We start from the raw sequence: 21,803 nt of genomic DNA, 5'->3' as shown, positions 1-21,803 counted from the left end.
TGCGCTGTGCGGACTGACCTGGAGGCCCGCCGAACAAACCCCGACAGCCTACCAGCTGAGCGCGCGACCAGAAATATTGGATGGCGATACGCCCTGGCCGAGCCCGCCCTGGCGGGCCCGCCCTGCCCTGCCCGGCCCGGCCCTGCCCTGCCCTGCCGCGTTCAGCGCTATCCTGACTGCACGCGCAGCGCGCGCGACATCAGGTACCCATCGACACGGTGCCGCCCATATCGAGCGAGAGGCCAGCCCATGACCGCGTCCATTCCCGACAAACCGACCGTCGACGGGCTCGAGGAGATCTTGGCGCCGATGTGGGAGTCCGAGGGCACCTACCGGTTCAATCGCTCGGAGGCAACGCGCGCCTCCGTGTTCTCGGTCGACACACCGCCGCCGACCGCCTCCGGCTCGCTGCACATCGGCCACGTGTTCTCGTACACCCACACCGACCTCAAGGCCCGGTTCGAACGGATGCGCGGCAAGCACGTCTTCTACCCGATGGGGTGGGACGACAATGGCCTCCCGACCGAGCGCCGCGTGCAGAACTTCTTCGGCGTCCGATGCGACCCGTCGCTTCCCTACGACCCCGACTTCACCCCGCCGTTCGAAGGTGGAGACAACAAGAGCACCAAAGCTGCGGACCAGGTGCCGATCTCACGGCGCAACTTCATCGAGCTATGCGAACGGCTGACCGTCGAGGACGAGAAAGAGTTCGAACACGTCTTCCGCACGCTCGGACTCTCCGTGGACTGGACCCAGTCGTATCGCACCATCGATGACACCTCCCGTGCCGCGGCACAGCGCGCGTTCCTGCGAAACCTCGCCCGCGGCGAGGCATACCAGGCGGACGCACCGACGCTGTGGGACGTCACGTTCCGCACGGCCGTTGCCCAGGCCGAGCTCGAAGACAAAGACCAGCCGGGCGCCTATCACGGCCTCGCCTTCCATCGAACCGATGGCTCGGGCGACGTCGTGATCCAGACGACGCGCCCGGAGCTCTTGCCGGCGTGCGTCGCGCTCGTCGCGCACCCCGACGATGAGCGTTATCAGCACCTCTTCGGCACGACCGTGCGCTCGCCGCTCTTCGATGTCGAAGTGCCCGTGCTCGCGCATCACCTGGCACAGCAGGACAAGGGCGCCGGCATCGCGATGATCTGCACGTTCGGAGACACCACCGACGTCGTGTGGTGGCGCGAGCTGCAGCTGCCCAACCGGTCGATCATCGGATTCGACGGCCGGATCGTCAGCGACGCACCCGAAGCGATCACCTCGGAGCGCGGCCGGGCCGTGTACGCCGAGATGGCCGGAAAGACCGTCTTCTCGGCGAAGAAGGTCGTCGTCGACGCGCTCACCGAGTCCGGCGAACTCGTCGGCGACATCAAGCAGATCACGCATCCCGTCAAGTTCTTCGAGAAGGGCGACAAGCCGCTCGAGATCGTCTCAACACGCCAGTGGTACATCAAGAACGGAGCCCGCGACGCGGAGCTGAAAGCGCGGCTGCTCGACCGCGGCGCCGAGATCGCGTTCCACCCCGATTTCATGCGGGTGCGGTACGAGAACTGGGTCGCCGGACTCTCCGGCGACTGGCTCGTCTCCCGGCAGCGATTCTTCGGCGTGCCGCTTCCGGTCTGGTACCCGTTGGACGCAGACGGCAACCCCGTGTATGACGCGCCGATCGTGCCGTCGGAGGACAGCCTCCCGGTCGACCCGTCATCCGACGCAGCTCCCGGCTACTCCGAGGACCAGCGCGGCGTGCCCGGCGGGTTCCAGGGCGAGGTCGACGTGATGGACACGTGGGCCACGTCCTCGCTCACGCCGCAGCTCGCCGGCAAGTGGGAGACCGACCCAGACCTCTTCGCGATGGTGTCTCCGTATGACGTGCGCCCGCAGGGACAGGACATCATCCGCACCTGGCTGTTCACGACGGTCCTCCGCTCCCAGCTCGAGCATGACGAGGTGCCATGGCGGAACGCCTCCATCTCCGGGTTCATCGTGGATCCCGACCGGAAGAAGATGTCGAAGTCGAAGGGGAACGTCGTCACCCCGCTCTCGATCCTCGAGCAGCACGGCGCTGACGCCGTTCGATACTGGGCCGCCTCGTCAAAGCTCGGGACGGACGCCGCGTTCGACCCGCAGAATCCGAAGCAGATCAAGGTGGGTCGTCGACTCGCGATCAAGGTGCTCAACGCCGCGAAGTTCGTCTACGGCTTTGCATTGCCGGCAGGCGCAGCCGAGCCCACGCAGACCGGGGTCACCGAGGCGCTCGACATCGACATGCTTGCAGCGCTCGGCGTCGTCGTCCGCCAAGCCACCGAGGCATTCGTCCAGTACGACCACGCACGCGCGCTGGAGGTCACCGAGCGGTTCTTCTGGACGTTCTGCGACGACTACCTCGAGCTCGTCAAGGAGCGTGCGTACGGCACGGCGATCGAATCGACGCTCGAGAGCCAGACCAGCGCCGTGCTCGCGCTCCGCGCCGCGATCGACGTGCTCCTGCGCCTCCTGGCGCCGTTCCTCCCGTTCGCAACCGAAGCCGTCTGGCGGTGGACGCACGAGACCAGCGTGCACCGCGCCTCCTGGCCGACTGGAGCCGACCTGCCGGTCGACGCGACGCCATCGGGGCTGCTCGAAGCGGTCGGACAGGCGCTCGTCGGAATTCGCGGCGGGAAGACGGCGGCAAAGGCGTCTCAGAAGACACCGGTCCGCCGGGCTGTGGTGCTCGCTCCGGCCGAGACTCGCGCGCTGCTCGAGCGGGCGGCCGTCGATCTTGCAGCGGTCGGTCGGATCGAGAATCTCGCCTTCCGGGACGGCGAGGAGCTTGCGGTGACGGAGATCGAGCTGGCTGAGCTGCCAGCCTGAGCGGAGGCGCGAATGCAGTTGGGAACGCGATGGAACGTCGGCGGGCAACCGCCGGGGAACCTGCCAGAGTCCGTCCTCGTCGCGATCCGCGAGGTCGAGGATGAGCTTGCGGGCGAGAGCGTGGACACCGCTCTGTGGCGCTGGACGCTGACCTGGCTTGAGCGGCGTCCGATTGTCGAGCTCGACGACGGGACGACGATACGCCTCGCATCCGACGGACGCGCGACGGTGGTGAATCCGCATCAGGAATGAACTCCTGAAATACTAGCATTTGTATGTGCTGTACGCTGATCCTGCTTTGCTGCTGCAAACGGGAGGGTCAGCATGGGAGATCGCACGTCTGCCGGTCGGGCACACGCAGGACGGCGTGGCCAGCGAGTTGCGGCCGTGGCACTCGGCGGCCTCGCCATCCTCACTGGCTGTGCTGTAGCCGCGCCGATCGCCGCGCTCGGCGCCCCTCGCGGCGGAGTCACCGCGACGGCCGCCATGTACGCGCCGACAGCGTGGTACGGCAGCGGGCAGTTCACCGTGACGAACTCGACGAACGCGGCGGCCTCCTGGCGGCTGGAGTTCGACACGACGAGCGGTGGCTTTCAGAACAACGCGGAGTGGAGCACCGACGCCACGGTGAGCGGGTCCCACGTGGTGCTCCGACCGAAGCGGGCGCTCTCGCCCGGGCAGCAGGACGTCATCAGTTTCGGCGTCGCTGGAACTGGCGCGGACATCGTGGGAATAGCCGGGTGCTCGATCGACGACACTCCGGTCGCCGGATGCAGCGGTCCGATCGAGCCCGGTCCGGGCGACGACACCGAAGCGCCCACTCCGCCACGCGCCCTCACCGCGCAGGCCAACCCCTCGGCCGGTGCGGACGCCGTGCACCTCATGTGGGAGCCGTCATCAGACAACGTCGGTGTCCGCGGATATTCGATCGAGCGGAACGGCGAGCACCTGCTCGACCACGAGCCGTCCGGCGGCGAGCTCCCGACAATGGTCGACCTGCACGGTCACGAGCCAGGTCAGCAGTACACGTATCGCGTGCGCGCGTACGACGCGGCCGGGAACCGCTCCGACTGGTCGAGATCGGTCGAGCTCACGCTCCCGGGTGCAGCAGACACTGAGTCGCCATCGACGCCGAGTGGCCTTCAACCGCAACTGGTCGGCGTTGACAGCATCACGGTCGGATGGCGTCGGTCCGCCGACAACGTCGGGGTTGCCCGATACGAGGTGCGACTGCGTGAGCGTGCGTCCGACGACGTCGTGGCGATGGCGTCGAGCACGAACACGACGGCGCTGATCCGGGGCCTCCGATCCAGCGTCGAGTACATCGCGGATGTCCGCGCGATCGACGCCGCCGGCAACGTCTCTGCCTGGTCCGGCGTGACACCGGTCACCACGCGCACTCCGGCGGCTGATCGAACGCCACCGAGTGCGCCGGCAAACCTGCGGATCCTCGAACGGTCCGCGACCTCTGCGGATGCAGCATGGAACGCATCGACCGATGCATCCGGCATCGAGGCTTATCTCGTCACGGTCGAACCCGACACCCGTGGAACAGGTCGTCCATCGACCCCCAGCGTGATCGTCGTACCATCCACGGAGCTGACGATCGAACACCTCGAGCAGTTCTCCGCCTATGGGATCATCGTCCGCGCTGTCGATCGCGCCGGCAACCTGTCTGTCGGTGCCGCAGCGACCTATTTCACGACACTCGGTGATCATCCCGCACCGCTCCCACCGGCCAGTCTGAGCGCGCATGACACGACGGCCACGCAGACGGTCCTGACATGGCCCGTCACCACCGGCGCCACCCCGGCAGTTCGATACGGGGTTGTGCTGCGGACAGCGTCGGATCCGGTGGGAACCGGCGCGGAGACGCTCACCACGACCGAGCCGCTTGCCGTCCTTCGCGCACTACGACCGTCGACCGCCTACGTTGCGGAGGTGATCGCCGTCGACGAGCACGGCCATGGCTCCGGACTCGGCGATGCTCCGCGAACAACCGTCTCGTTCGAGACACTGGCCAAGGACCCCGGGGACCCGGGTGACCCAGGGGCGCCCGCGGACGGCACACCCCGCGCGTTCACCGCTGCTGCGGACACCTACCGTGACGGCGATCATCACTACGAACGAATCGCACTGTCCTGGACACCGGACCCCGGGGCAACGGGCCGATACGAGATCTTCCTCGACGACCGGCTCGTGCAGACGCTCCTCGTGGTCAACGCGGGCGACTACTCGCAGCGCCCCGCCGATCCCCAACAGCGCTTCCTCCCGGTCGCAGGGAGCGCCAGCGGTCATCGCGTTGCTATCCGAGCGCAGCGCGCCGACGGGACGTGGTCGCCACGCACCGATCCGATCACGGTCGACTGATCCTCCTGACGACGAAGAGAGCCCACACCGATGCCCCGTACTCGATCAGGCCGACGACGCGCACGAACACTGACCGTCGCAGCGACGACACTCGCACTGCTCGCTGTGCTCCCGCCCGCCGCCGACGCATCTGCGCATGGAGCCACAGAGCGCCCGCTCAGCCGGTCACTCGGCTGCGCGCTCGAAGGCTGGGCCCCGCACAGTGAAGCCTGCCGCAGCGTCGTCGCGACCGGCGGCGCGCCGATCAGCGACTGGCAGAGCATCGTGGTTGCCGACACCTATCGCGGCGAATCGACGCCCCAGTACCGCGCGTCGATACCCGACGGACAGCTGTGCTCCGCCGGCCGACCCGGCTTCGAGGCACTGAACGAAGTGCACCCCGACTGGCCGAACACGCACCTGGAAGCAGGGGCGACGACCGTTCTTCGGTACAAGCCGACCGTGCGGCACCAGCCTTACACCTTCTCATTCTTCGTCACGCGAGACGACTGGGACAAATCGAAGCCGCTCACGTGGGATGCCCTCGAAGCAACACCCTTCCTCGTTGCCGACTCCCCCGACATCACGGAGACCGCCGACGGATTCATCGCAGACCTCCCCGCGGTCCTGCCCAGCGGCAAGACCGGCGCACACATCATCTACGCGATCTGGCAGGGCAACGTCAAGCGTGACGGCTCCGTCCAGTCGACGGAGGCCTTCTTCTCCTGCTCCGACGTGACGTTCGGCTGAAGCCGACGGGCGAATCCCTCACGTAGGGTTGAACTCGTGACGACGCCGTTCGATGCCCCAAGTACGCTCCCCTACCAGCTCCCGCCGTTCGCCGACATCACCGTCGACGACTACCGCGCTGGATTCACGCAGGGGATGGAGGCGCACCGAGCGGAAGTCGACGCGATCGCGACGAACCCGGATGCCCCGACGTTCGAGAACACGCTCGTCGCTCTTGAGCGCTCCGGTGAGCTCCTCGGCCGCGTTCAGCTGACATTCTCGACAGTCGTCGCGGCGGACGCCACCGACGACCTGCACGACCTCGATGCCGAGATGTCGCCGCGCCTCGCGGAGCACCGCGACGCGATCACGCTGAACAGTGCGCTGTTCCAGCGCGTCCAAACAGTGTTCGATGCGCGTGACACGCTCGGACTGGCCGGCGAGGACCGCCGACTCGTCGAACGCGTCCACACGGAGATGACCCTCGCCGGCGCCGGTCTGGACGAAGCGGGCAAGGCTCGCCTGACCGAACTCAACCAGCAGCTCTCCCGGCTCAGCACGACGTTCGAGCGGAACCTCCTCGACGACACGAACGACCTCGCGGTGCACATCACCGATCCGGACGAGCTCGACGGGCTCGACGACGGCGCGCGCTCCGCAGCCCGCGCGGCCGCCGCGGATCGGGGTCTTCCGGGGTGGCTCATCACGCTCCCGCTCTTCACCGGACACCCGTGGCTCGCGAACCTGACCAATCGCACCGTGCGTGAGCGGATCATGCGGGCCTCCCAGTCGCGGGGGCGTCGCGGCAACCAGTGGGACAACCGCGACATCGTGCTGCAGATCATTCGGCTCCGGGCGGAGCGAGCGCGGCTCCTCGGCTTCCCGAACCACGCCGCAGCAGTCGCAGCCGATGAGACCGCGAAGACGCCGGAGAACATCGACGCACTGCTCAGCAGACTGGTGCCCGCGGCTGCACGGAATGCCCGAGCGGAGCACGCCGAGCGCAGCCGGGTCCTCGGCGACTCGGTCGAGGCGTGGGACTGGGCGTACGCGACCGAGATCCTTCGGTCGGAGCAGTTCGCCGCGGATTCAGCTGCCCTCCGCCCCTACTATGAGGCGGAGCGCGTCCTCCGCGACGGTGTCTTCTTCGCCGCGAACGCGCTCTACGGCCTCTCGTTCACGGAGCGGCCGGACCTCCAGGGCTACAACTCCGAAGTTCGCGTGTTCGAAGTGACCGCTGACGACGGCGCACCAGGCGGCCTGTACCTCCTCGACCTGTACACGCGGGACGGCAAGCGCGGCGGTGCATGGATGAACCCCGTAGTGGAGCAGTCCGCGCTGGCAGGGACACTGCCAGTCGTCATCAACAACCTCAACGTCCCGAAACCTGCCGCTGGCGCGCCGACACTCCTCACGCAGGATGAGGTCGAGACGCTGTTCCACGAGTTCGGGCATGCACTCCACGGGCTGCTCGCACGCACCACCTACCCGCGGTTCTCCGGCACGAATGTCGAGCGGGACTTCGTCGAGTTCCCGAGCCAGGTGAACGAAATGTGGGTGACTTGGCCGGAAGTCCTCGCGAACTACGCGCGCCACGTCGACACCGGAGCGGCGCTCCCCCCGGAACTCGTGCTCAGCCTCGGCAGTGCGCAGGGCTTCAACGAGGGCTTCGCAACCACGGAATACCTTGCTGCCGCGCTCCTCGACCAAGCGTGGCATCGGCTCACGTCGGAAGAGGCAACCGCGATCGAGGACGTCGAAGCATTCGAGACCGCCGCGCTCGAGCGTGCCGGGATCGCTGTGGAGGCTGTTCCCACCCGATACTCATCGACCTACTTCGCCCACACGTTCGCCGGCGGCTACGACGCCGGATACTACGGCTACATCTGGAGCGAGGTGCTCGACGCGGACACCGTGGAGTGGTTCCGTGAGCACGGCGGACTGCAGCGCGACAACGGCCGTCGCTTCGGCTCAATGGTGCTCGGCGTCGGCGGCGCCGCCGACCCGATCGAGGCGTACCGCGCATTCCGCGGCCGAGATGCGGAGGTCGAGCCGCTGCTCCGGCGGCGCGGGCTTCTCGACGCGACCGACTGATCGGGCGCTCGCGCACCGCGAGCGGCAGTGCACCCGACCGTGAGCGGCAGTGCACCCGAAAGTGGGGCCTACGCCGCGGCTGCTGCACGCGCGATTGGCCGCGAGTCAATAGCCGCCTACTCGCCCGAGACGTTTACCTGCGCGAGCGAATAGGTACCCGCACGCGTGATCAGGCGGACTTCTCGACGCGCTTCCGCTGCCGCGGAACGATCGTCGGCGCAGCGTTCTCGATGACGGATTCCCGGGTGATGACGACGCGCGCGACCTGATCATCCGACGGGACATCGAACATGACGGGCCCGAGGACCTCTTCCATGATTGCGCGCAAGCCTCGAGCACCGGTCTGACGGAGGACCGCGAGATCGGCGATCGCCTCCAGCGCACCCTGCTCGAACTCAAGTTCGACACCATCGATCTCGAACATCCGCTGGTACTGCCGCACGAGCGCGTTCTTCGGCTCCGTGAGGATCGCCATCAGCGCCGATTGGTCGAGCGGTGCGACCGTCGTGACAACCGGCAGGCGACCGATGAACTCGGGAATGAGCCCGAACTTGTGCAGGTCCTCCGGCAGGACCTCGCTGTACACGTCCGTCTGATCGAGGGGACTGTGCAGTGGGGCGCCGAAGCCGATTCCGCGCTTCCCGATTCGCGAGGAGATGATGTCATCGAGGCCAGCGAAGGCGCCAGCAACGATGAAGAGCACGTTCGTCGTGTCGATCTGGATGAACTCCTGGTGCGGGTGCTTGCGGCCGCCCTGCGGCGGCACCGACGCGACCGTGCCCTCCAGGATCTTCAGCAGCGCCTGCTGGACGCCCTCGCCGGACACGTCGCGCGTGATCGATGGGTTCTCGGCTTTCCGCGCGATCTTGTCGACCTCGTCGATGTAGATGATCCCCGTCTCGGCGCGCTTCACGTCGTAGTCGGCCGCCTGAATGAGCTTCAGCAGGATGTTCTCGACGTCCTCACCGACATATCCGGCCTCGGTCAGCGCGGTCGCGTCAGCCACAGCGAAGGGAACGTTGAGTCGCTTTGCGAGGGTCTGCGCGAGGTAGGTCTTGCCGCACCCAGTCGGTCCGATGAGCAGAATGTTCGACTTCGCGATCTCGACCTCGTCGGCGCGATCCTCGGCAGCGGTGATCTGGCCCTGTGCGCGGATGCGCTTGTAATGGTTGTAGACAGCGACCGCGAGCGCCCGCTTCGCGGGATCCTGGCCGATCACGTACTCCTGCAGGAAATCGAAGATCTCGCGCGGCTTCGGCAGATCGATCTCGCCACCCGCAGCGTCATCGCCGGCCTCGGCGAGCCGTTCCTCGATGATCTCATTGCAGAGCTCGACACACTCGTCGCAGATATAGACGCCGGGCCCAGCGATCAGCTGCTGAACCTGCTTCTGGCTCTTGCCACAGAACGAGCACTTGAGGAGATCGCCGCTCTCTCCGATGCGTGCCATGCTCGGCCCCTTCCTGCAGCGCCCCGGTGTCGCCGTGCGTCCGAGCCTAACCGCAACCGCGGACAGTCACGGCGCACCGCGACGGGTTTCCTTCGGCCTGTTCGCCAGTGGCGAGCAAACGAGAACGCCCCGACAGGATTTCGTCGGGGCGTTCTCCGGGACTCGGCCCGAGCGTCTTACTTGACCAGCGCCGGGAGGCTCTTCCGGCTCGTCAGCACCTGGTCGATGAGCCCGTACGCCACGGCCTCATCTGCGGACAGGATGTTGTCGCGCTCGATGTCGTGGTTGACCTGCTCGGGCGTGCGGTTCGAGTGCTTCGACAGCGTCTCCTCGAGCCAGGTGCGCATCCGGAGCACCTCGGCCGCCTGGATCTCGATGTCCGAGGCCTGGCCCTGGCCTGCACCGCCGGTCGCGGGCTGGTGGATGAGAACGCGGGCGTTCGGGAGGGCGAGACGCTTACCGGGTGTGCCCGCAGCGAGCAGAACCGACGCAGCCGACGCAGCCTGCCCGAGGCAGACCGTCTGGATCTGCGGGCGGATGTACTGCATCGTGTCGTAGATCGCGGTCATCGCGGTGAACGATCCACCGGGCGAGTTGATGTACATGACGATGTCGCGGTCCGGGTCCATCGACTCGAGCACGAGCAGCTGCGCCATGATGTCGTCGGCTGACGCGTCATCGACCTGGACGCCGAGGAACACGATGCGGTCCTCGAACAGCTTCGCATATGGGTCTTGGCGCTTGTAGCCGTAGGCCGTGCGCTCTTCGAACGACGGCAGGATGTAACGGGACGACGGTGCCGGCACGTTCTGTGCGCCACCGAGCATGGGTACGTTCATGATTGCTTTCCTTGTGGTCTCGGTGGGTCAGGAGTCCTCGGAGGTGCCGCCGCCGCCCGACACGTCGAGCGCGGACTCGCGAATGTGGTCGACGAACCCGTAGTCGAGCGCCTCCTGCGCGGTGAACCAACGGTCACGGTCGCCGTCGGCGTTGACCTGCTCGACGGTTTTCCCCGTGGCTGCCGCCGTGATCTCCGCGAGACGCTGCTTCATCGACAGAATGAGCTGCGCCTGCGTCTGGATATCGGACGAGGTACCGCCGAATCCGCCGTGCGGCTGGTGCAGCAGGACACGCGCGTTCGGTGTGATGTACCGCTTGCCCTTCGTGCCCGCTGTCAGGAGCAGCTGCCCCATCGAAGCGGCCATGCCGATACCGACCGTGACGATGTCGTTCGGTACGAACTGCATCGTGTCGTAGATGGCCATGCCGGCGGTGATCGAGCCACCCGGCGAGTTGATGTACAGGTAAATGTCCCGCTTCGGGTCCTCGGCCGCGAGGAGCAGCAGTTTCGCTGCGATCTCGTTCGCGTTGTCGTCCCGGACCTCAGAGCCGAGCCAGATGATGCGGTCCCGGAGGAGTCGGTCAAAAACACTGGGGCTCAGTGTCGCTTCGGCCATGGAATAGCTCCCGTTCAGTTGTCGCTTGATGTCGAACTTATCGGGTGCAACGCAGGCGTTCGCCCGAGTTCGCTGACGGCAATACGCCCGCTCGCATCGCACCGATTGGTAGGGATACGACGAACGGGAGGCGCGGTGCCATCTGACACCGCGCCTCCCGTTTGGAAGATGCTTGCGCCTACTCGGACGCTGCCGTCGACTCGGCCTCGTCGTCGGACGAGTCGGTCTCGCCGGCGGTCTGCGCGACACCCGCGGTGAACGCGGACAGGTCCACGTCGGCACCGCTCGAATCCTTCACGGTCGTCTTCGCGAGAACCGTCGCGACTGCCTTCGAGCGCGCGACTTCGCCGACCATGCCGGGGATCTGCCCGTTCTGGTCGATCACCTTGATGAACTCGCCCGGCTCCATGCCGTACTGCGCAGCAGCCTGGATCAGGTACTGGGTGAGCTCCTCCTGGGTGACCTGGATCTGCTCCTTCTCGGCGATCGCGTCGAGCAGCAGCTGCGACTTGAACGCCTTGGCCGTCGACTCGGAGACCTCGGCGCGATGCTCGTCGTCGTCTTTCCGGTTCTCAGCCTCAAGGTGACGCTCGACCTCGTCGTCGATGAGCTGCTGCGAGATCGGGATCTCAACCGCGTCCATCAGCTTTTCGACGAGCTGGTCGCGGGCTGCCGCGCCCTGGCCGAACGTCTTCGACTTCGCGATCTGGTCCTTCAGGTCCGCGCGGAGCTCATCGATGGTGTCGAACTGGCTCGCGATCTGCGCGAACTCGTCATCGGCCTCGGGGAGCTCGCGCTCCTTCACGGCCGTGAGGGTCACCGCGATCTGCGCGGTCTCGCCCTCGTGGTCACCGCCGACGAGCGTCGACTCGAACGTGGTGGACTCGCCAGCAGTGAGGGAATCGAGCGCCTCGTCGATCCCGTCGATCAGGTCGCCGGAGCCGATCTCGTACGACACACCCGTCGCAGAGTCGACCTCCTCCTCGCCGATCGTCGCGACGAGGTCGAGCTGCGCGAAATCACCGGTCTTCGCCGGACGGTCAACGGTGACCAGCGTGCCGAACCGGGTGCGCAGGTTCTGGAGTTCCTCTTCGATCTCCTCATCGCTCACCTCGACCGCGTCGACCGTCAGCTCGAGCCCCTCATAGGCGGGCAGCTCGAACTCGGGGCGCACGTCGACCTCGAACGTCAGGACCAGGTCGCCCGAGAAGTCCTTGATGTTCGGAAGCTCCGTGACATCGGCTTCCGCGCGACCGAGGACGCGGACCTCGTTCTCCTCGACCGCGAGGCGGTAGAACGTGTCGATCGCGTCGCTGACCGCGTGGTTCAAGACCTCCGGCCGGCCGACTCGCTGGTCGACGATCGCCGGCGGAACCTTGCCCTTGCGGAAGCCCGGGATGTTGATCTGGTCGGCGATGTGCTTGTACGCGTGGTCGATGCTCGGCTTGAGCTCGTCCGGCGTCACGTGCACGGTGAGCTTGACGCGGGTCGGGCTCAGCTTGTCGACGGTGCTGGTGGCCAAGGGATGATCTCCTGAGGTTGACGATGGATGTTCCTGGTCGGGGCGACAGGATTTGAACCTGCGACCTCCCGCTCCCAAAGCGGGCGCTCTACCAAGCTGAGCTACGCCCCGGTCTCGCGGGCCAGGGAGGCCCCCTCGCGTGCCGGAATCAGACCGACGGCGGGAAAGCCCCGTTGAGTCTAGCGGCCACAACCCGACACTCCCCGTCCGGTCACGAAGTCGTGGTCCGACCTGTGCCCGCGCGTCCGCTACGATGGGAGCGCCTCACGGCCCTTCGGGGATGTAGCTCAATGGTAGAGCCCCAGTCTTCCAAACTGGCTACGCGGGTTCGATTCCCGTCATCCCCTCTGTATTTATGGTCTCGCTGTCCCTGCCAGCTCGACGTCGTGGATGGTTGGATCTTGCTGTCCGTGCCAGCTCGACGTCGTGGGTGGTTGGCTATTCCGGTCCGGCCAGCGTTACGTCCGCGGGGATCGCTGCGATCGACAGCGCGCGCACGTTCCACTTGCGCACCATTCGAACATCCGTTCGAATACTCCCATGGGTCAGCGACGGGAGAACCGGTGGACACCGCCGGAACATCCGGAGCAACCGCGCGCCGTGCCGTTCTCCCTCTCGGAGGAAGCACGTGGCGACAACATCTGCCACGCCGTCACACCGCTGCCCGTCTGGGCCTGGGTGCAGTTCCCCACCTTCCACGTCCGGGTGAAGGGGTTCGCACGCAGCTGGACGGTCGACGCGGTGCTCGTCGAATGGGCGCAGTTCGGGCAGCACTCCGAAGCGTGGGTCTGGCGCTCCGCGGTCAAACACCGCGCGCTCCGTGACCACGACCGCCGGCTCAGCCACAAGATCGACCGGATGCCGGGCCCGATTAGCACAGAAAGCGCGGCTGTCGGACAGTGAGCGCGCGCGGCATTGACTCACGGCCCCGGCGCGAGGATCGTTGCAGTCAGCGAGCAGTTTGCTCGTCAGGCCCAATACCCCTGTGAAGGGAGGCGCCGTGCAATCCACAGAATTCTCACTCTGGAGTCAGAACAGACTCACTCCCCCTGAAATCATTGCCGCGTACGTCGAGCGCCGCGTCAATGATCCGTCCCTGTTGTCGACCGAACGGAACGAGCCGACCTACGCGGACTTCTTCACCGTCGAACTCTGATTCGACCGCACTTCCTCATCCATCTCAGGCGTCATCACCGTACGTCGGCGACCAACGTGGTCCCCAGACTTGCGGTGATGACGCATGTCATCGCGACCACATCGGCCACGCTGATCGTCTGACCCACGATCGCGAACCCGGCGAACGCCGCGACTGCGGGCCCGAGGCTTTGGAACACGCCGAACGCACGCGTCGGCATCCGCCGAAGCGCGAGCATCTCCAGTGCATACGGCAGCACGCTCGACAGCACCGCCACAGCGACGAACACCAGGAGGAGCGGCGGCCGGTGGACGACTGCCGCGAGCGCCGACGCGCCTCCGGCCGGGATCGCCACGACGAGAGCGACGAGCATCGAGAGCGCCAGCCCGTCCACCCCCGGGATCCGCTGACCGACGTGCCGGTTTAACACGATGTACCCCGCCCAGCAGATTGCGGCGAGCAGCGCGAACACCACCCCGATGAGGGTGCCTCGGCCTGCCGTGCCAACGCCGAGCAGCACCACGCCGACGAGCGCGAGCACCGCCCAACCGACATCACGCCAGCGGCGCGTATGCGCGAGCGCGAGCACGAGCGGCCCGAGGAATTCGATCGTGACGGCCGTGCCGATCGGCACAGTCGCGAACGCGATGTAGATGCAGACATTCATGCCGCCGAGCGCGATCCCGAGCGCGAGCGCGGCGCCCCACTGTGCGCGACCCCACGACCGGAGGCGCGGGCGAACGACCGCGAACAGGATCGGCGCGCCGATCACAAGACGGAGCGTCGCCGCGCCGGTCGGGCTGATCACGCCGAAATGCGTCCGCGCGATCGCAGCGCCGATCTGCACCGACACGATCGCGGCGAATGCGAGGATCGGAGCGGGCACACGCGCGGCGAGATCGCCGCTCCCGCGTGGCGGTGCAGCTACGCCTGATCCGTTGGGCACCAGTACAGCTTCCGGCCAGCCATGTCCTCGACCGCGATGTTCGTGCCGCACACGCGGCACGGGAGTCCCGCGCGGTGGTAGACCCAGTGCCGATCGTCGCGGCTCCGGAGAGCGGCCGCGTATTCGTCCGGCGCGAGGCCATCCATGGTCATCATCTGGCCGATCTGGACCCCGTCATGGAGCAGCTTCGACCAGTCGTGCCACAGGCTCCGGACCTGGTCCTCGGTGAGATCGCGGCCCGGAGTGTGCGGATTGATCCGTGCCCGGAACAGCAGCTCGGCACGATAGACGTTGCCGATGCCGCTCACCACCGCCTGGTCCATGAGGAGCTGCCCGATCGCCACGTTGCGGCGGCGGACATTCGAGACGAAGCGGGATTCAGCCTCCGGACCGTCATCGTTGATGGGATCGGGGCCGAGCTTGTCGATGGCTCGCTGGACGCCGTCCGGCGTCTCCACGACGCATGCGGTCGGACCGCGGAGGTCCGCGACGGCGGTCTCGGTGAGAATGCGGACGCGCACCTGACCGACCGGCTCGGGCGGGAACGACTCGATCGGGTTCTCGACTTTCTCCGACTCCGCCATGCGGTAGCGCGCGCGCCGCGGCGCACCGATGCTCGCGAGCGAGTCCTCGCCGGCCGCGTCCGTGACGTCCGTGCCGCGCTGATTCGTCTGCCCGATCCGGCCGTTTGCGCTCCGCATCGTGGCGTCCGTGGAAATGTCGCCGGCGAAGTCCCAGGCGCCGTATAAGCCAAGATGCACCCGCAGAATGAGGTCGCCATCGAACTCGAGGAAGAGCTGCTTGCCCACGGCGCGCGACGCGATCATGACGCGACCGTCGAGCCGTGCCGCACCCGCGGCGAACCGGCCCTGCGGACTCGACACGGCGCAGCGCTCCCCCACGAAGTGCAGCGCGAACTGGCGCGCGATGCGATGGACGGAATGCCCCTCAGGCATGATGCGGCTTCCTGCTGTCGCGTCCCACGGTCAGTCGTCGATCTGCTTGCCGGCGATACGACCGGTCGTCTCGAACTCCGCCAGCTGCGCGATTCGTCGCGCATGCCGCTCTTCCTCGGAGAAGGGCTCGGCGATGAAGAGGTCGATGAAGGCGATCGCCTCGTCCACCGTGTGTTGGCGCGCGCCGATCGAAATCACGTTCGCGTCATTGTGCTGACGGGCCAGCAGCGCGGTCGATGCATTCCAGACGAGCGCCGCTCGAACGCCCTCGACCTTGTTCGCGGCGATCTGTTCGCCATTGCCGGATCCACCGAACACCACGCCGAGCGCCTGCACACCGGCGCGCTGATCCCGCACCACACCCTTTGCAGCATTGATGCAGAACGAGGGGTAGTCGTCGAGCGGGTCGTACTCGGTCGGGCCGTGGTCGATCACCTCGTGCCCTTCCTCGGTCAGATGGGCCGCGAGCGTCGTGCTGAATTCGAGGCCAGCGTGGTCCGTTCCGAGGTGGATGCGCATGTCGACGATCCTATTCGGCGCCTCCGTCAGACCGTGTCGAAGATCGGGCCGACCGTCCGCGAGCGCTTCAGCTCGAAGAAACCCGGGTACCGCGCTGCCGCAACCACGCCGTCCCATAGGTCGAGCGCTTCCTGCCCCTTCGGCGCCGGCGAGATGACGGGGCCGAAGAACGCGGTTCCCTCGACGGCGATGACCGGCGTCCCGACATCCTCGCCAACGCGGTCGATGCCGTCCTTGTGGCTTGCGCGCATCGCCGCGTCCGTCTCCGCCGTCCATGCCGCAGACTCGAGCGCGGGATCGAGGTCGAGCTCGGCGAGCACGGATGCGACCACCGCATCGGCGTCGTGCTCCTGACGGTGATGGATGTGTTCTCCGAGTGCGTCGTAGAGCGGCTTCACGATGTCCTGCCCGTGCGCGAGCATCGCCGCGGTGACGAGCCGCGCGTATACCTGGTTCGCGGCGAGCCGCTCACGGTATTTGTCCGGGATGTCCTGATCCTCATTGAGGACGAACAGACTCATCACGTGCCACCTGACATCGAGATTCCGGTGTGCGCTGACCTCACCGACCCATCGGCTCGTCATCCACGCCCAGGGGCAGGTCGGGTCGAACCAGAAGTCCACATGAGTTGTTGTCTTTCGCGCTTCCACAGCAGTGTCCGTCATGGTCTGGAGCGTACGCCCGCTCGCTAGTGTGGACGGGTGCCGTACACCGGCCGACCCTCGTCAGCGCGGGCAGGATCGCCCGCGTCCGCAGCGACCACAGGAGCGATCCGTGCCCGGAGAGAACCTCACCCGAATCGAAGCCCAGGAGCGCGCAGCCGTCGTCGACGTGCACTCCTACGACGTCCGCCTCGACCTCACGCGCGGGGGTGACACCTTCGGCAGCACCACGACCGTTCGATTCGCGGCCACGCCTGGCGCGTCGACGTTCATCGACGCGATCACGCGCACAGTGCACTCGATCGAGCTCAACGGCAAGGCGCTCGACGTTGGGGCCGTGAATGACGGCGTTCGCATCCAGCTCCACGACCTGCAGGCCGAGAACGAGCTCACGGTCGTCGCCGATGCCGTGTACACGAACACGGGCGAAGGCCTTCATCGGTTCGTCGACCCGGTCGACGACGAGGTCTACCTGTACTCCCAGTTCGAGGTCCCGGACTCGCGACGGATGTTCGCCGTGTTCGAGCAGCCCGACCTGAAGGCAACGTTCTCGTTCACCGTCACGGCGCCGGCACGCTGGCAGGTCGTCTCGAACGCTCCGACCCCCGAGCCGACCGTCGACGGTGACACCGCCACGTGGTCGTTCGCGCCCACCGCGCGGATCTCGAGCTACATCACCGCCCTCATCGCCGGGCCGTACAAGGTCGTCCGCTCCGAGCTGACAAGCTCCGACGGCCGCACGATCCCGCTCGGTATCTTCACGCGCGCGTCCCTCTTCGAATACCTCGACCCTGACTACATCTTCGACATCACGCGCAAGGGGTTCGCGTACTACGAGTCGAAGTTCGACGTTCCGTACCCGTTCGAGAAGTACGACCAGCTGTTCGTCCCCGAGTTCAACGCGGGCGCCATGGAGAACGCGGGCGCCGTCACGTTCGTCGAGACGTACGTGTTCCGGTCGAAGGTGACCGACGCCATCAAGGAACGTCGCGTCGTCACGATCCTGCATGAGCTCGCGCACATGTGGTTCGGCGACCTCGTCACCATGAAGTGGTGGAACGACCTCTGGCTCAACGAGTCGTTCGCCGAGTGGGCCTCCACTATCGCGACGGCCGAGGCCACCGAGTGGACCGAGGCGTGGACGACGTTCCAGGCGATGGAGAAGTCCTGGGCCTACCGCCAGGACCAGCTTCCGTCGACCCACCCTGTCGTCGCCACGATCAACGACCTCGAAGACGTCCAGGTCAACTTCGACGGCATCACCTACGCCAAGGGCGGCTCGGTCCTGAAGCAGCTGGTTGCGTGGGTGGGGATCGATGCGTTCTTCGCGGGCGTCTCGGCATACTTCAAGAAGCACCATCACTCGAACACCGAGCTGAAGGACCTGCTCGCCGAGCTGGAGGTCACCTCCGGTCGCGATCTCTCCAGCTGGTCGGGAAAGTGGTTGGAGACAGCGGGCGTGAACACGCTCCGTCCCGAGTTCGAGGTCGATGACGACGGGATCATCACGTCGTTCGCCGTCATCCAGGAGGCCCCCGCCGACTACCCGACACTTCGCCCGCACCGTCTCGCGATCGGTGTGTATGCGTTCGACGGCGACGCCGCGTCGGCTCCGTTCGGCGCGAACGCCGCCTCCGCCGGAGGTCGACTCGAACGCACCCACCGCGTCGAGATCGATGTGGACGGGGAGCGCACCGAAGTGCCGGAGCTCGTCGGCGTGCACCGCGGTGACCTTGTGCTGCTCAACGACGACGACCTCGCGTATGCGAAAATCCGGCTTGACGAGCATTCGCGGCGCACGGCGATCGAGCATCTCGCCGCGATCGCCAGCCCACTCGCGCGCTCCATCGTCTGGGGTGCCATGTGGGACGCGACCCGCGACGCCGAAGCGCCGGCGAGCGACTATGTGCGTCTGGTTCTCGGCAACATCGCCACCGAGACCGAGTCGACGACGATCCGCACGACGCTCACGCAGCTGCTTCTGACGACGCGAAGCTACGTCGCCCGCGATCGTGTCGACGAGACGATCCGGCACGTCGGCAACGCGCTGTGGCAGCTCGCATCGACGGCGGAGTCCGGTTCCGACGCGCAGTTCCAGTTCGTCAAGTTCTTTGCGCAGATCGCATCGACCCCCGAGCATGTCGCGACGCTGCAGGGCCTGCGGGACGGCACCGTGGAACTGAACGGGCTCACGATCGACACGGACCTCCGATGGGAGCTCCTCGAGGGCCTCGTCCTCGCGGGCGCGGCAGGCGCCGACGACATCGATGCGGAGCTCGCGTCCGACCGGACAGCGAACGGGGAGCAGGCGGCCGCCCGGGTTCGGGCGACGATCCCGACCGCGGACGGCAAGCTCGCGGCCTTTGCCTCGCTCGTCGACTCTGATGCGCTGCCGAACGCGATCGTGCGGCAGACCACGATCGGCTTCCAACACGTGAACGCACCGGTTGCGCTCGAAGGTCTCGTCGGGCCGTACTTCGACGCGCTCACCGACATCTGGGCGACGCGGACTTACCACATCGCCGAGAGCCTCATCGTCGGGCTGTACCCGGCGCCGCTCGCGAGCGAGGAGCTCCGCGACGCGACGACCGCATGGCTCGAATCCCACCCCGAGACGCCCGCACTCCGTCGACTCGTCGCAGAGAACCTCTCGGGCGTCGAACGCGCACTGCGGGTCCAGCTGAACGACCATTGATATGAACGACCACTGACCGGTGGGGGTGCCCGGGACACTCAGCAACACCCGGGCACCCTCCCCCTAGCATCGATCGGATCATGCTCCTTGCTGCATCGCCGACCAACAATCCGACGCAGGAGGCGACGACCGTCGTGAAGAACGCATTCGCATCCTTCATGCAGACGTGGCACGTGCCCATCTCCATCGTCGTGATCCTCATCGCGGCGCTCATCGTCCGCATCCTCCTCCGCAAATCCATCAACCATTTAGTCGACCGAGTCGTCTCCGGCGTCAAGCGCAAGCAGCGCGTCGACGACACGGACGCGCTCGTCGTCTCCCCGCTTCAGACCGCACGCGTCGTCCAGCGAACCCGAACGCTTGGCAGTGTCCTCGACAATGTCGCCACCGTGGTCGTCGCGATCATCGCTCTCGTGCTCATCCTCGGGGTCTTCCAGTTCAATGTGCTCGGCATCGTCGCGGGTGCATCCGTGGTCGCTGCTGGCCTCGCGGTCGGGGCGCAAAGCATCGTCAAAGACCTGCTGTCCGGAATCTTCATGATCCTCGAGGACCAGGCCGGCGTCGGCGACATCGTCGACACCGGTGCGGCGACCGGCGTCGTCGAGAACGTCGGGCTCCGCGTGATGCAGATCAGGGATGTCAACGGAATCCTGTGGTTCGTCCCCAACGGTCAGATTCTCCGCGTCGGGAACATGTCGCAGGGCTGGTCACGGGTTCTCGTCGACATCACCATCCCCTACGACGCCGACATCGACGCGATTCAGGACGCGCTCCTCGCAGCGGCAGTCGCAATGTCGCGAGAGCCGCGGTGGCGACAGCGCATCGTCGAGAAGCCCGAGATTTGGGGCCTGCAATCCATCACCGATTCGGCGATGGTGTTCCGTCTCGTCGTCAAGACCCGTGCATCCGAGCTCGACAACGTCGGCCGCGAGCTCCGCGTGCGACTGAAGCACGCGGTCGACGCCCTCGGGGTGACGCTCCCGGCGATGGCGATGATCATGCCCGCCGGTTGGGAGAACGCGACATCGATCAACGGGCTCCGTCCCGTCACGACGCAGCCCACTCCCGTCCAGCCGCACGAGCGGCGCGCAAAATCATCCCGATGGGGCCGGTCAACAGAAGCGCGAGCGCCGCACGCACCAGCGCCAGAACCAGAATCCGGCCGCGACGACATCAACGGAGGGCCGCGATGACCACCGGATCCGAACCCACCCGCGAGCCCACCGAGCAGCAGCCGCTGCTCCTTCGCAGCGGGCTGAGCGGACCGGCGATCGGCGGATCACTCTACGAGCGGATCGGAGGCGCGCCAGCATTCGATCGGCTCGTCCGCACCTTCTACCAAGGCATCCAATCGGATCCGCTTGTCTGGCCGATGTACCCAGCAGATGACCTCGAGGGAGCCATCGAGCGCCTCTCGCTGTTCCTGCAGCAGTACTGGGGCGGACCCACGACCTACAGCGAGCGGCGCGGCCACCCTCGCCTCCGAATGCGGCATCACCCGTTCCCGATCACGCCCGAGGCGCGAGACCGGTGGCTCGTCCACATGCGCACCGCTGTCGAATCGCTCGCACTCGCACCACTCGACGAGGCAGAGCTCTGGGCATACCTCGACCGTGCCGCCCACGCGATGGTCAACTCGTTCGACCGATGAGCGCGCACAGCATGCGCCGCTGACACTCGTACAGGGAGCCGATCAGGCGCGACTCGACCACGCACGGCGAGCGGCGAGGACGTGACCATGCGCAGTGGTGAGCCTGCGCCACGGCCCGGACTCGAACACGCGGACGCGCTCCTCCGCCCCGCTCAGGAACCCGAGACTCTCGGCGGCGAAGGCCGCCCCCGCCGGTATCGTGTCCTGCTCCGTGAGTTGCCGGCCCCACACTGCTGCCCGCACTCGACGAACGAGGGCGTCGCCGGAACTGGGCGGAAGCGCCTCAGCGACTTCGCTCATCCCAGCGCGCGCCGCTTGGCGGAGCGAGTCGACCGACAGCGTCGGCAGCGGCACCCAGCCCGTGCGCGGCGGAGTGATGGCTGCCCACGTCACGGAACCGACCTGCAGCGGGACACCGACTTCAATCGGGCTGACGCCCGCTGAAGCATCGAGCGCGTTCCGGATGCGCTCAAGGAGCGATCGAAGCGGAACGACCACATCGAAGTCGGCGCTCTGCGCCACCTCAGCGGTGCGGAGTCCGAGAACGGTGGGCGCCTCATCGAGGAGGCCGACCGGGTAGATGATGGCCGTGTACGCCGCGAGCACACCCGACGCAACGATGAGCCGAGCGGATCCGTCCTCGACCCGAGCGGCACGTTCGAGATAGGTTCGCAGATCTTCGGCGGCAGCCGCGTCCGGAAGCGTGAAGGTCAGCGTCATGGCGGTGACCACCCTACCGCCGTCGGTCTCGCGCCTCCGGTCGGTCGGCACGGTGCGGAGAG

The 21,803-nt window shown here is 66.8% G+C and carries 19 protein-coding genes and 2 tRNA genes; 11 read left to right on the top strand and 10 right to left on the bottom strand.

Annotation, left to right across the window (positions count from 1 at the left end; translation table 11 throughout):
• Nucleotides 1-249: 249 nt before the first annotated feature.
• From valS to CAM01S_RS02100, 5 genes are all read left to right on the top strand, one after another.
• A complete protein-coding gene (gene valS, locus CAM01S_RS02120) occupies nucleotides 250-2,856 on the top strand; it encodes a valine--tRNA ligase (RefSeq protein ID WP_066515578.1) in 2,607 nt (868 codons plus the stop codon).
• A gap of 12 nt (nucleotides 2,857-2,868) precedes the next feature.
• A complete protein-coding gene (locus CAM01S_RS02115; RefSeq protein WP_066515571.1) occupies nucleotides 2,869-3,108 on the top strand; it encodes a hypothetical protein in 240 nt (79 codons plus the stop codon).
• Between the two features lie 72 nt (nucleotides 3,109-3,180).
• Entirely contained in the window at nucleotides 3,181-5,226 is a 2,046-nt protein-coding gene (locus tag CAM01S_RS02110) for a fibronectin type III domain-containing protein (RefSeq protein ID WP_083527647.1), read from the top strand.
• A gap of 30 nt (nucleotides 5,227-5,256) precedes the next feature.
• A complete protein-coding gene (locus CAM01S_RS02105; protein ID WP_066515560.1) occupies nucleotides 5,257-5,955 on the top strand; it encodes a lytic polysaccharide monooxygenase in 699 nt (232 codons plus the stop codon).
• Between the two features lie 36 nt (nucleotides 5,956-5,991).
• On the top strand, nucleotides 5,992-8,028 hold the full coding sequence (locus tag CAM01S_RS02100; protein WP_066515557.1) for a M3 family metallopeptidase: 2,037 nt from the start codon (nucleotides 5,992-5,994) through the stop codon (nucleotides 8,026-8,028).
• A 169-nt stretch (nucleotides 8,029-8,197) separates the two neighbouring features.
• Here CAM01S_RS02100 and clpX read toward each other — a convergent pair whose 3' ends face one another.
• The 5 genes from clpX to CAM01S_RS02075 all read right to left on the bottom strand — a co-directional run bounded on the left by clpX (nucleotide 8,198) and on the right by CAM01S_RS02075 (nucleotide 12,568).
• Complete coding sequence (clpX, locus tag CAM01S_RS02095) at nucleotides 8,198-9,478, bottom strand: ATP-dependent Clp protease ATP-binding subunit ClpX (RefSeq protein WP_066515551.1); 1,281 nt, start codon at nucleotides 9,476-9,478, stop codon at nucleotides 8,198-8,200.
• A gap of 176 nt (nucleotides 9,479-9,654) precedes the next feature.
• Nucleotides 9,655-10,317 (bottom strand): ATP-dependent Clp protease proteolytic subunit, encoded by a 663-nt coding sequence (locus tag CAM01S_RS02090; protein WP_066515542.1) that lies wholly within the window; start codon nucleotides 10,315-10,317, stop codon nucleotides 9,655-9,657.
• Between the two features lie 27 nt (nucleotides 10,318-10,344).
• Nucleotides 10,345-10,935 carry an ATP-dependent Clp protease proteolytic subunit gene (locus CAM01S_RS02085; protein ID WP_066515533.1) on the bottom strand — a complete coding sequence of 197 codons (591 nt, stop codon included), beginning with the start codon at nucleotides 10,933-10,935 and terminating at the stop codon, nucleotides 10,345-10,347.
• Between the two features lie 178 nt (nucleotides 10,936-11,113).
• Nucleotides 11,114-12,457 (bottom strand): trigger factor, encoded by a 1,344-nt coding sequence (tig, locus tag CAM01S_RS02080; RefSeq protein ID WP_066515531.1) that lies wholly within the window; start codon nucleotides 12,455-12,457, stop codon nucleotides 11,114-11,116.
• 34 nt (nucleotides 12,458-12,491) lie between these two features.
• A tRNA-Pro gene (locus CAM01S_RS02075) sits at nucleotides 12,492-12,568 on the bottom strand.
• Nucleotides 12,569-12,733: 165 nt separating this feature from the next.
• Here CAM01S_RS02075 and CAM01S_RS02070 point away from each other — a divergent pair.
• From CAM01S_RS02070 to CAM01S_RS14505, 3 genes are all read left to right on the top strand, one after another.
• A tRNA-Gly gene (locus CAM01S_RS02070) sits at nucleotides 12,734-12,804 on the top strand.
• 193 nt (nucleotides 12,805-12,997) lie between these two features.
• A complete protein-coding gene (locus CAM01S_RS02065; protein WP_066515529.1) occupies nucleotides 12,998-13,360 on the top strand; it encodes a hypothetical protein in 363 nt (120 codons plus the stop codon).
• Between the two features lie 97 nt (nucleotides 13,361-13,457).
• Nucleotides 13,458-13,613 (top strand): hypothetical protein, encoded by a 156-nt coding sequence (locus CAM01S_RS14505; protein ID WP_157071351.1) that lies wholly within the window; start codon nucleotides 13,458-13,460, stop codon nucleotides 13,611-13,613.
• Between the two features lie 34 nt (nucleotides 13,614-13,647).
• On the opposite strand, the gene CAM01S_RS02060 is transcribed toward CAM01S_RS14505, so the two are convergent.
• From CAM01S_RS02060 to CAM01S_RS02045, 4 genes are read right to left on the bottom strand one after another with little or no spacing between them, the layout of a single operon-like run.
• Nucleotides 13,648-14,538 carry an EamA family transporter gene (locus tag CAM01S_RS02060; RefSeq protein WP_217999704.1) on the bottom strand — a complete coding sequence of 297 codons (891 nt, stop codon included), beginning with the start codon at nucleotides 14,536-14,538 and terminating at the stop codon, nucleotides 13,648-13,650.
• On the bottom strand, nucleotides 14,517-15,494 hold the full coding sequence (locus CAM01S_RS02055) for an Fpg/Nei family DNA glycosylase (protein WP_066515523.1): 978 nt from the start codon (nucleotides 15,492-15,494) through the stop codon (nucleotides 14,517-14,519). The genes CAM01S_RS02060 and CAM01S_RS02055 overlap by 22 nt, the downstream gene beginning before the upstream one ends.
• Before the next feature lie 30 nt (nucleotides 15,495-15,524).
• The gene (locus CAM01S_RS02050; RefSeq protein ID WP_066515519.1) at nucleotides 15,525-16,013 is read right to left on the bottom strand and encodes a ribose-5-phosphate isomerase; all 489 of its coding nucleotides are present in this window, start codon (nucleotides 16,011-16,013) and stop codon (nucleotides 15,525-15,527) included.
• Between the two features lie 26 nt (nucleotides 16,014-16,039).
• Nucleotides 16,040-16,678, bottom strand: coding sequence for a mycothiol-dependent nitroreductase Rv2466c family protein (locus tag CAM01S_RS02045; protein WP_066515516.1), 639 nt, complete (start codon nucleotides 16,676-16,678; stop codon nucleotides 16,040-16,042).
• 109 nt (nucleotides 16,679-16,787) lie between these two features.
• On the opposite strand from CAM01S_RS02045, the gene pepN reads away from it, so the two are divergent.
• The 3 genes from pepN to CAM01S_RS02030 all read left to right on the top strand — a co-directional run bounded on the left by pepN (nucleotide 16,788) and on the right by CAM01S_RS02030 (nucleotide 21,021).
• Nucleotides 16,788-19,370: an aminopeptidase N gene (pepN, locus tag CAM01S_RS02040; protein WP_066515506.1), complete on the top strand. Its 2,583-nt coding sequence runs from the start codon at nucleotides 16,788-16,790 to the stop codon at nucleotides 19,368-19,370.
• A gap of 80 nt (nucleotides 19,371-19,450) precedes the next feature.
• On the top strand, nucleotides 19,451-20,563 hold the full coding sequence (locus tag CAM01S_RS02035) for a mechanosensitive ion channel family protein (RefSeq protein ID WP_083527645.1): 1,113 nt from the start codon (nucleotides 19,451-19,453) through the stop codon (nucleotides 20,561-20,563).
• Nucleotides 20,560-21,021 (top strand): globin, encoded by a 462-nt coding sequence (locus CAM01S_RS02030; protein WP_083527644.1) that lies wholly within the window; start codon nucleotides 20,560-20,562, stop codon nucleotides 21,019-21,021. Before CAM01S_RS02035 ends, CAM01S_RS02030 begins: the two co-directional genes overlap by 4 nt.
• A 42-nt stretch (nucleotides 21,022-21,063) precedes the next feature.
• On the opposite strand, the gene CAM01S_RS02025 is transcribed toward CAM01S_RS02030, so the two are convergent.
• A complete protein-coding gene (locus CAM01S_RS02025) occupies nucleotides 21,064-21,741 on the bottom strand; it encodes a DUF8185 domain-containing protein (protein ID WP_066516717.1) in 678 nt (225 codons plus the stop codon).
• Nucleotides 21,742-21,803 lie beyond the last annotated feature (62 nt).

Origin of the sequence: Curtobacterium ammoniigenes NBRC 101786, assembly GCF_001571045.1 — a bacterium.
Taxonomy (GTDB): domain Bacteria; phylum Actinomycetota; class Actinomycetes; order Actinomycetales; family Microbacteriaceae; genus Curtobacterium; species Curtobacterium ammoniigenes.
The sequence above is the reverse complement of the archived record's forward strand: the minus strand, read 5'-3'. Positions and strand labels throughout refer to the sequence as shown.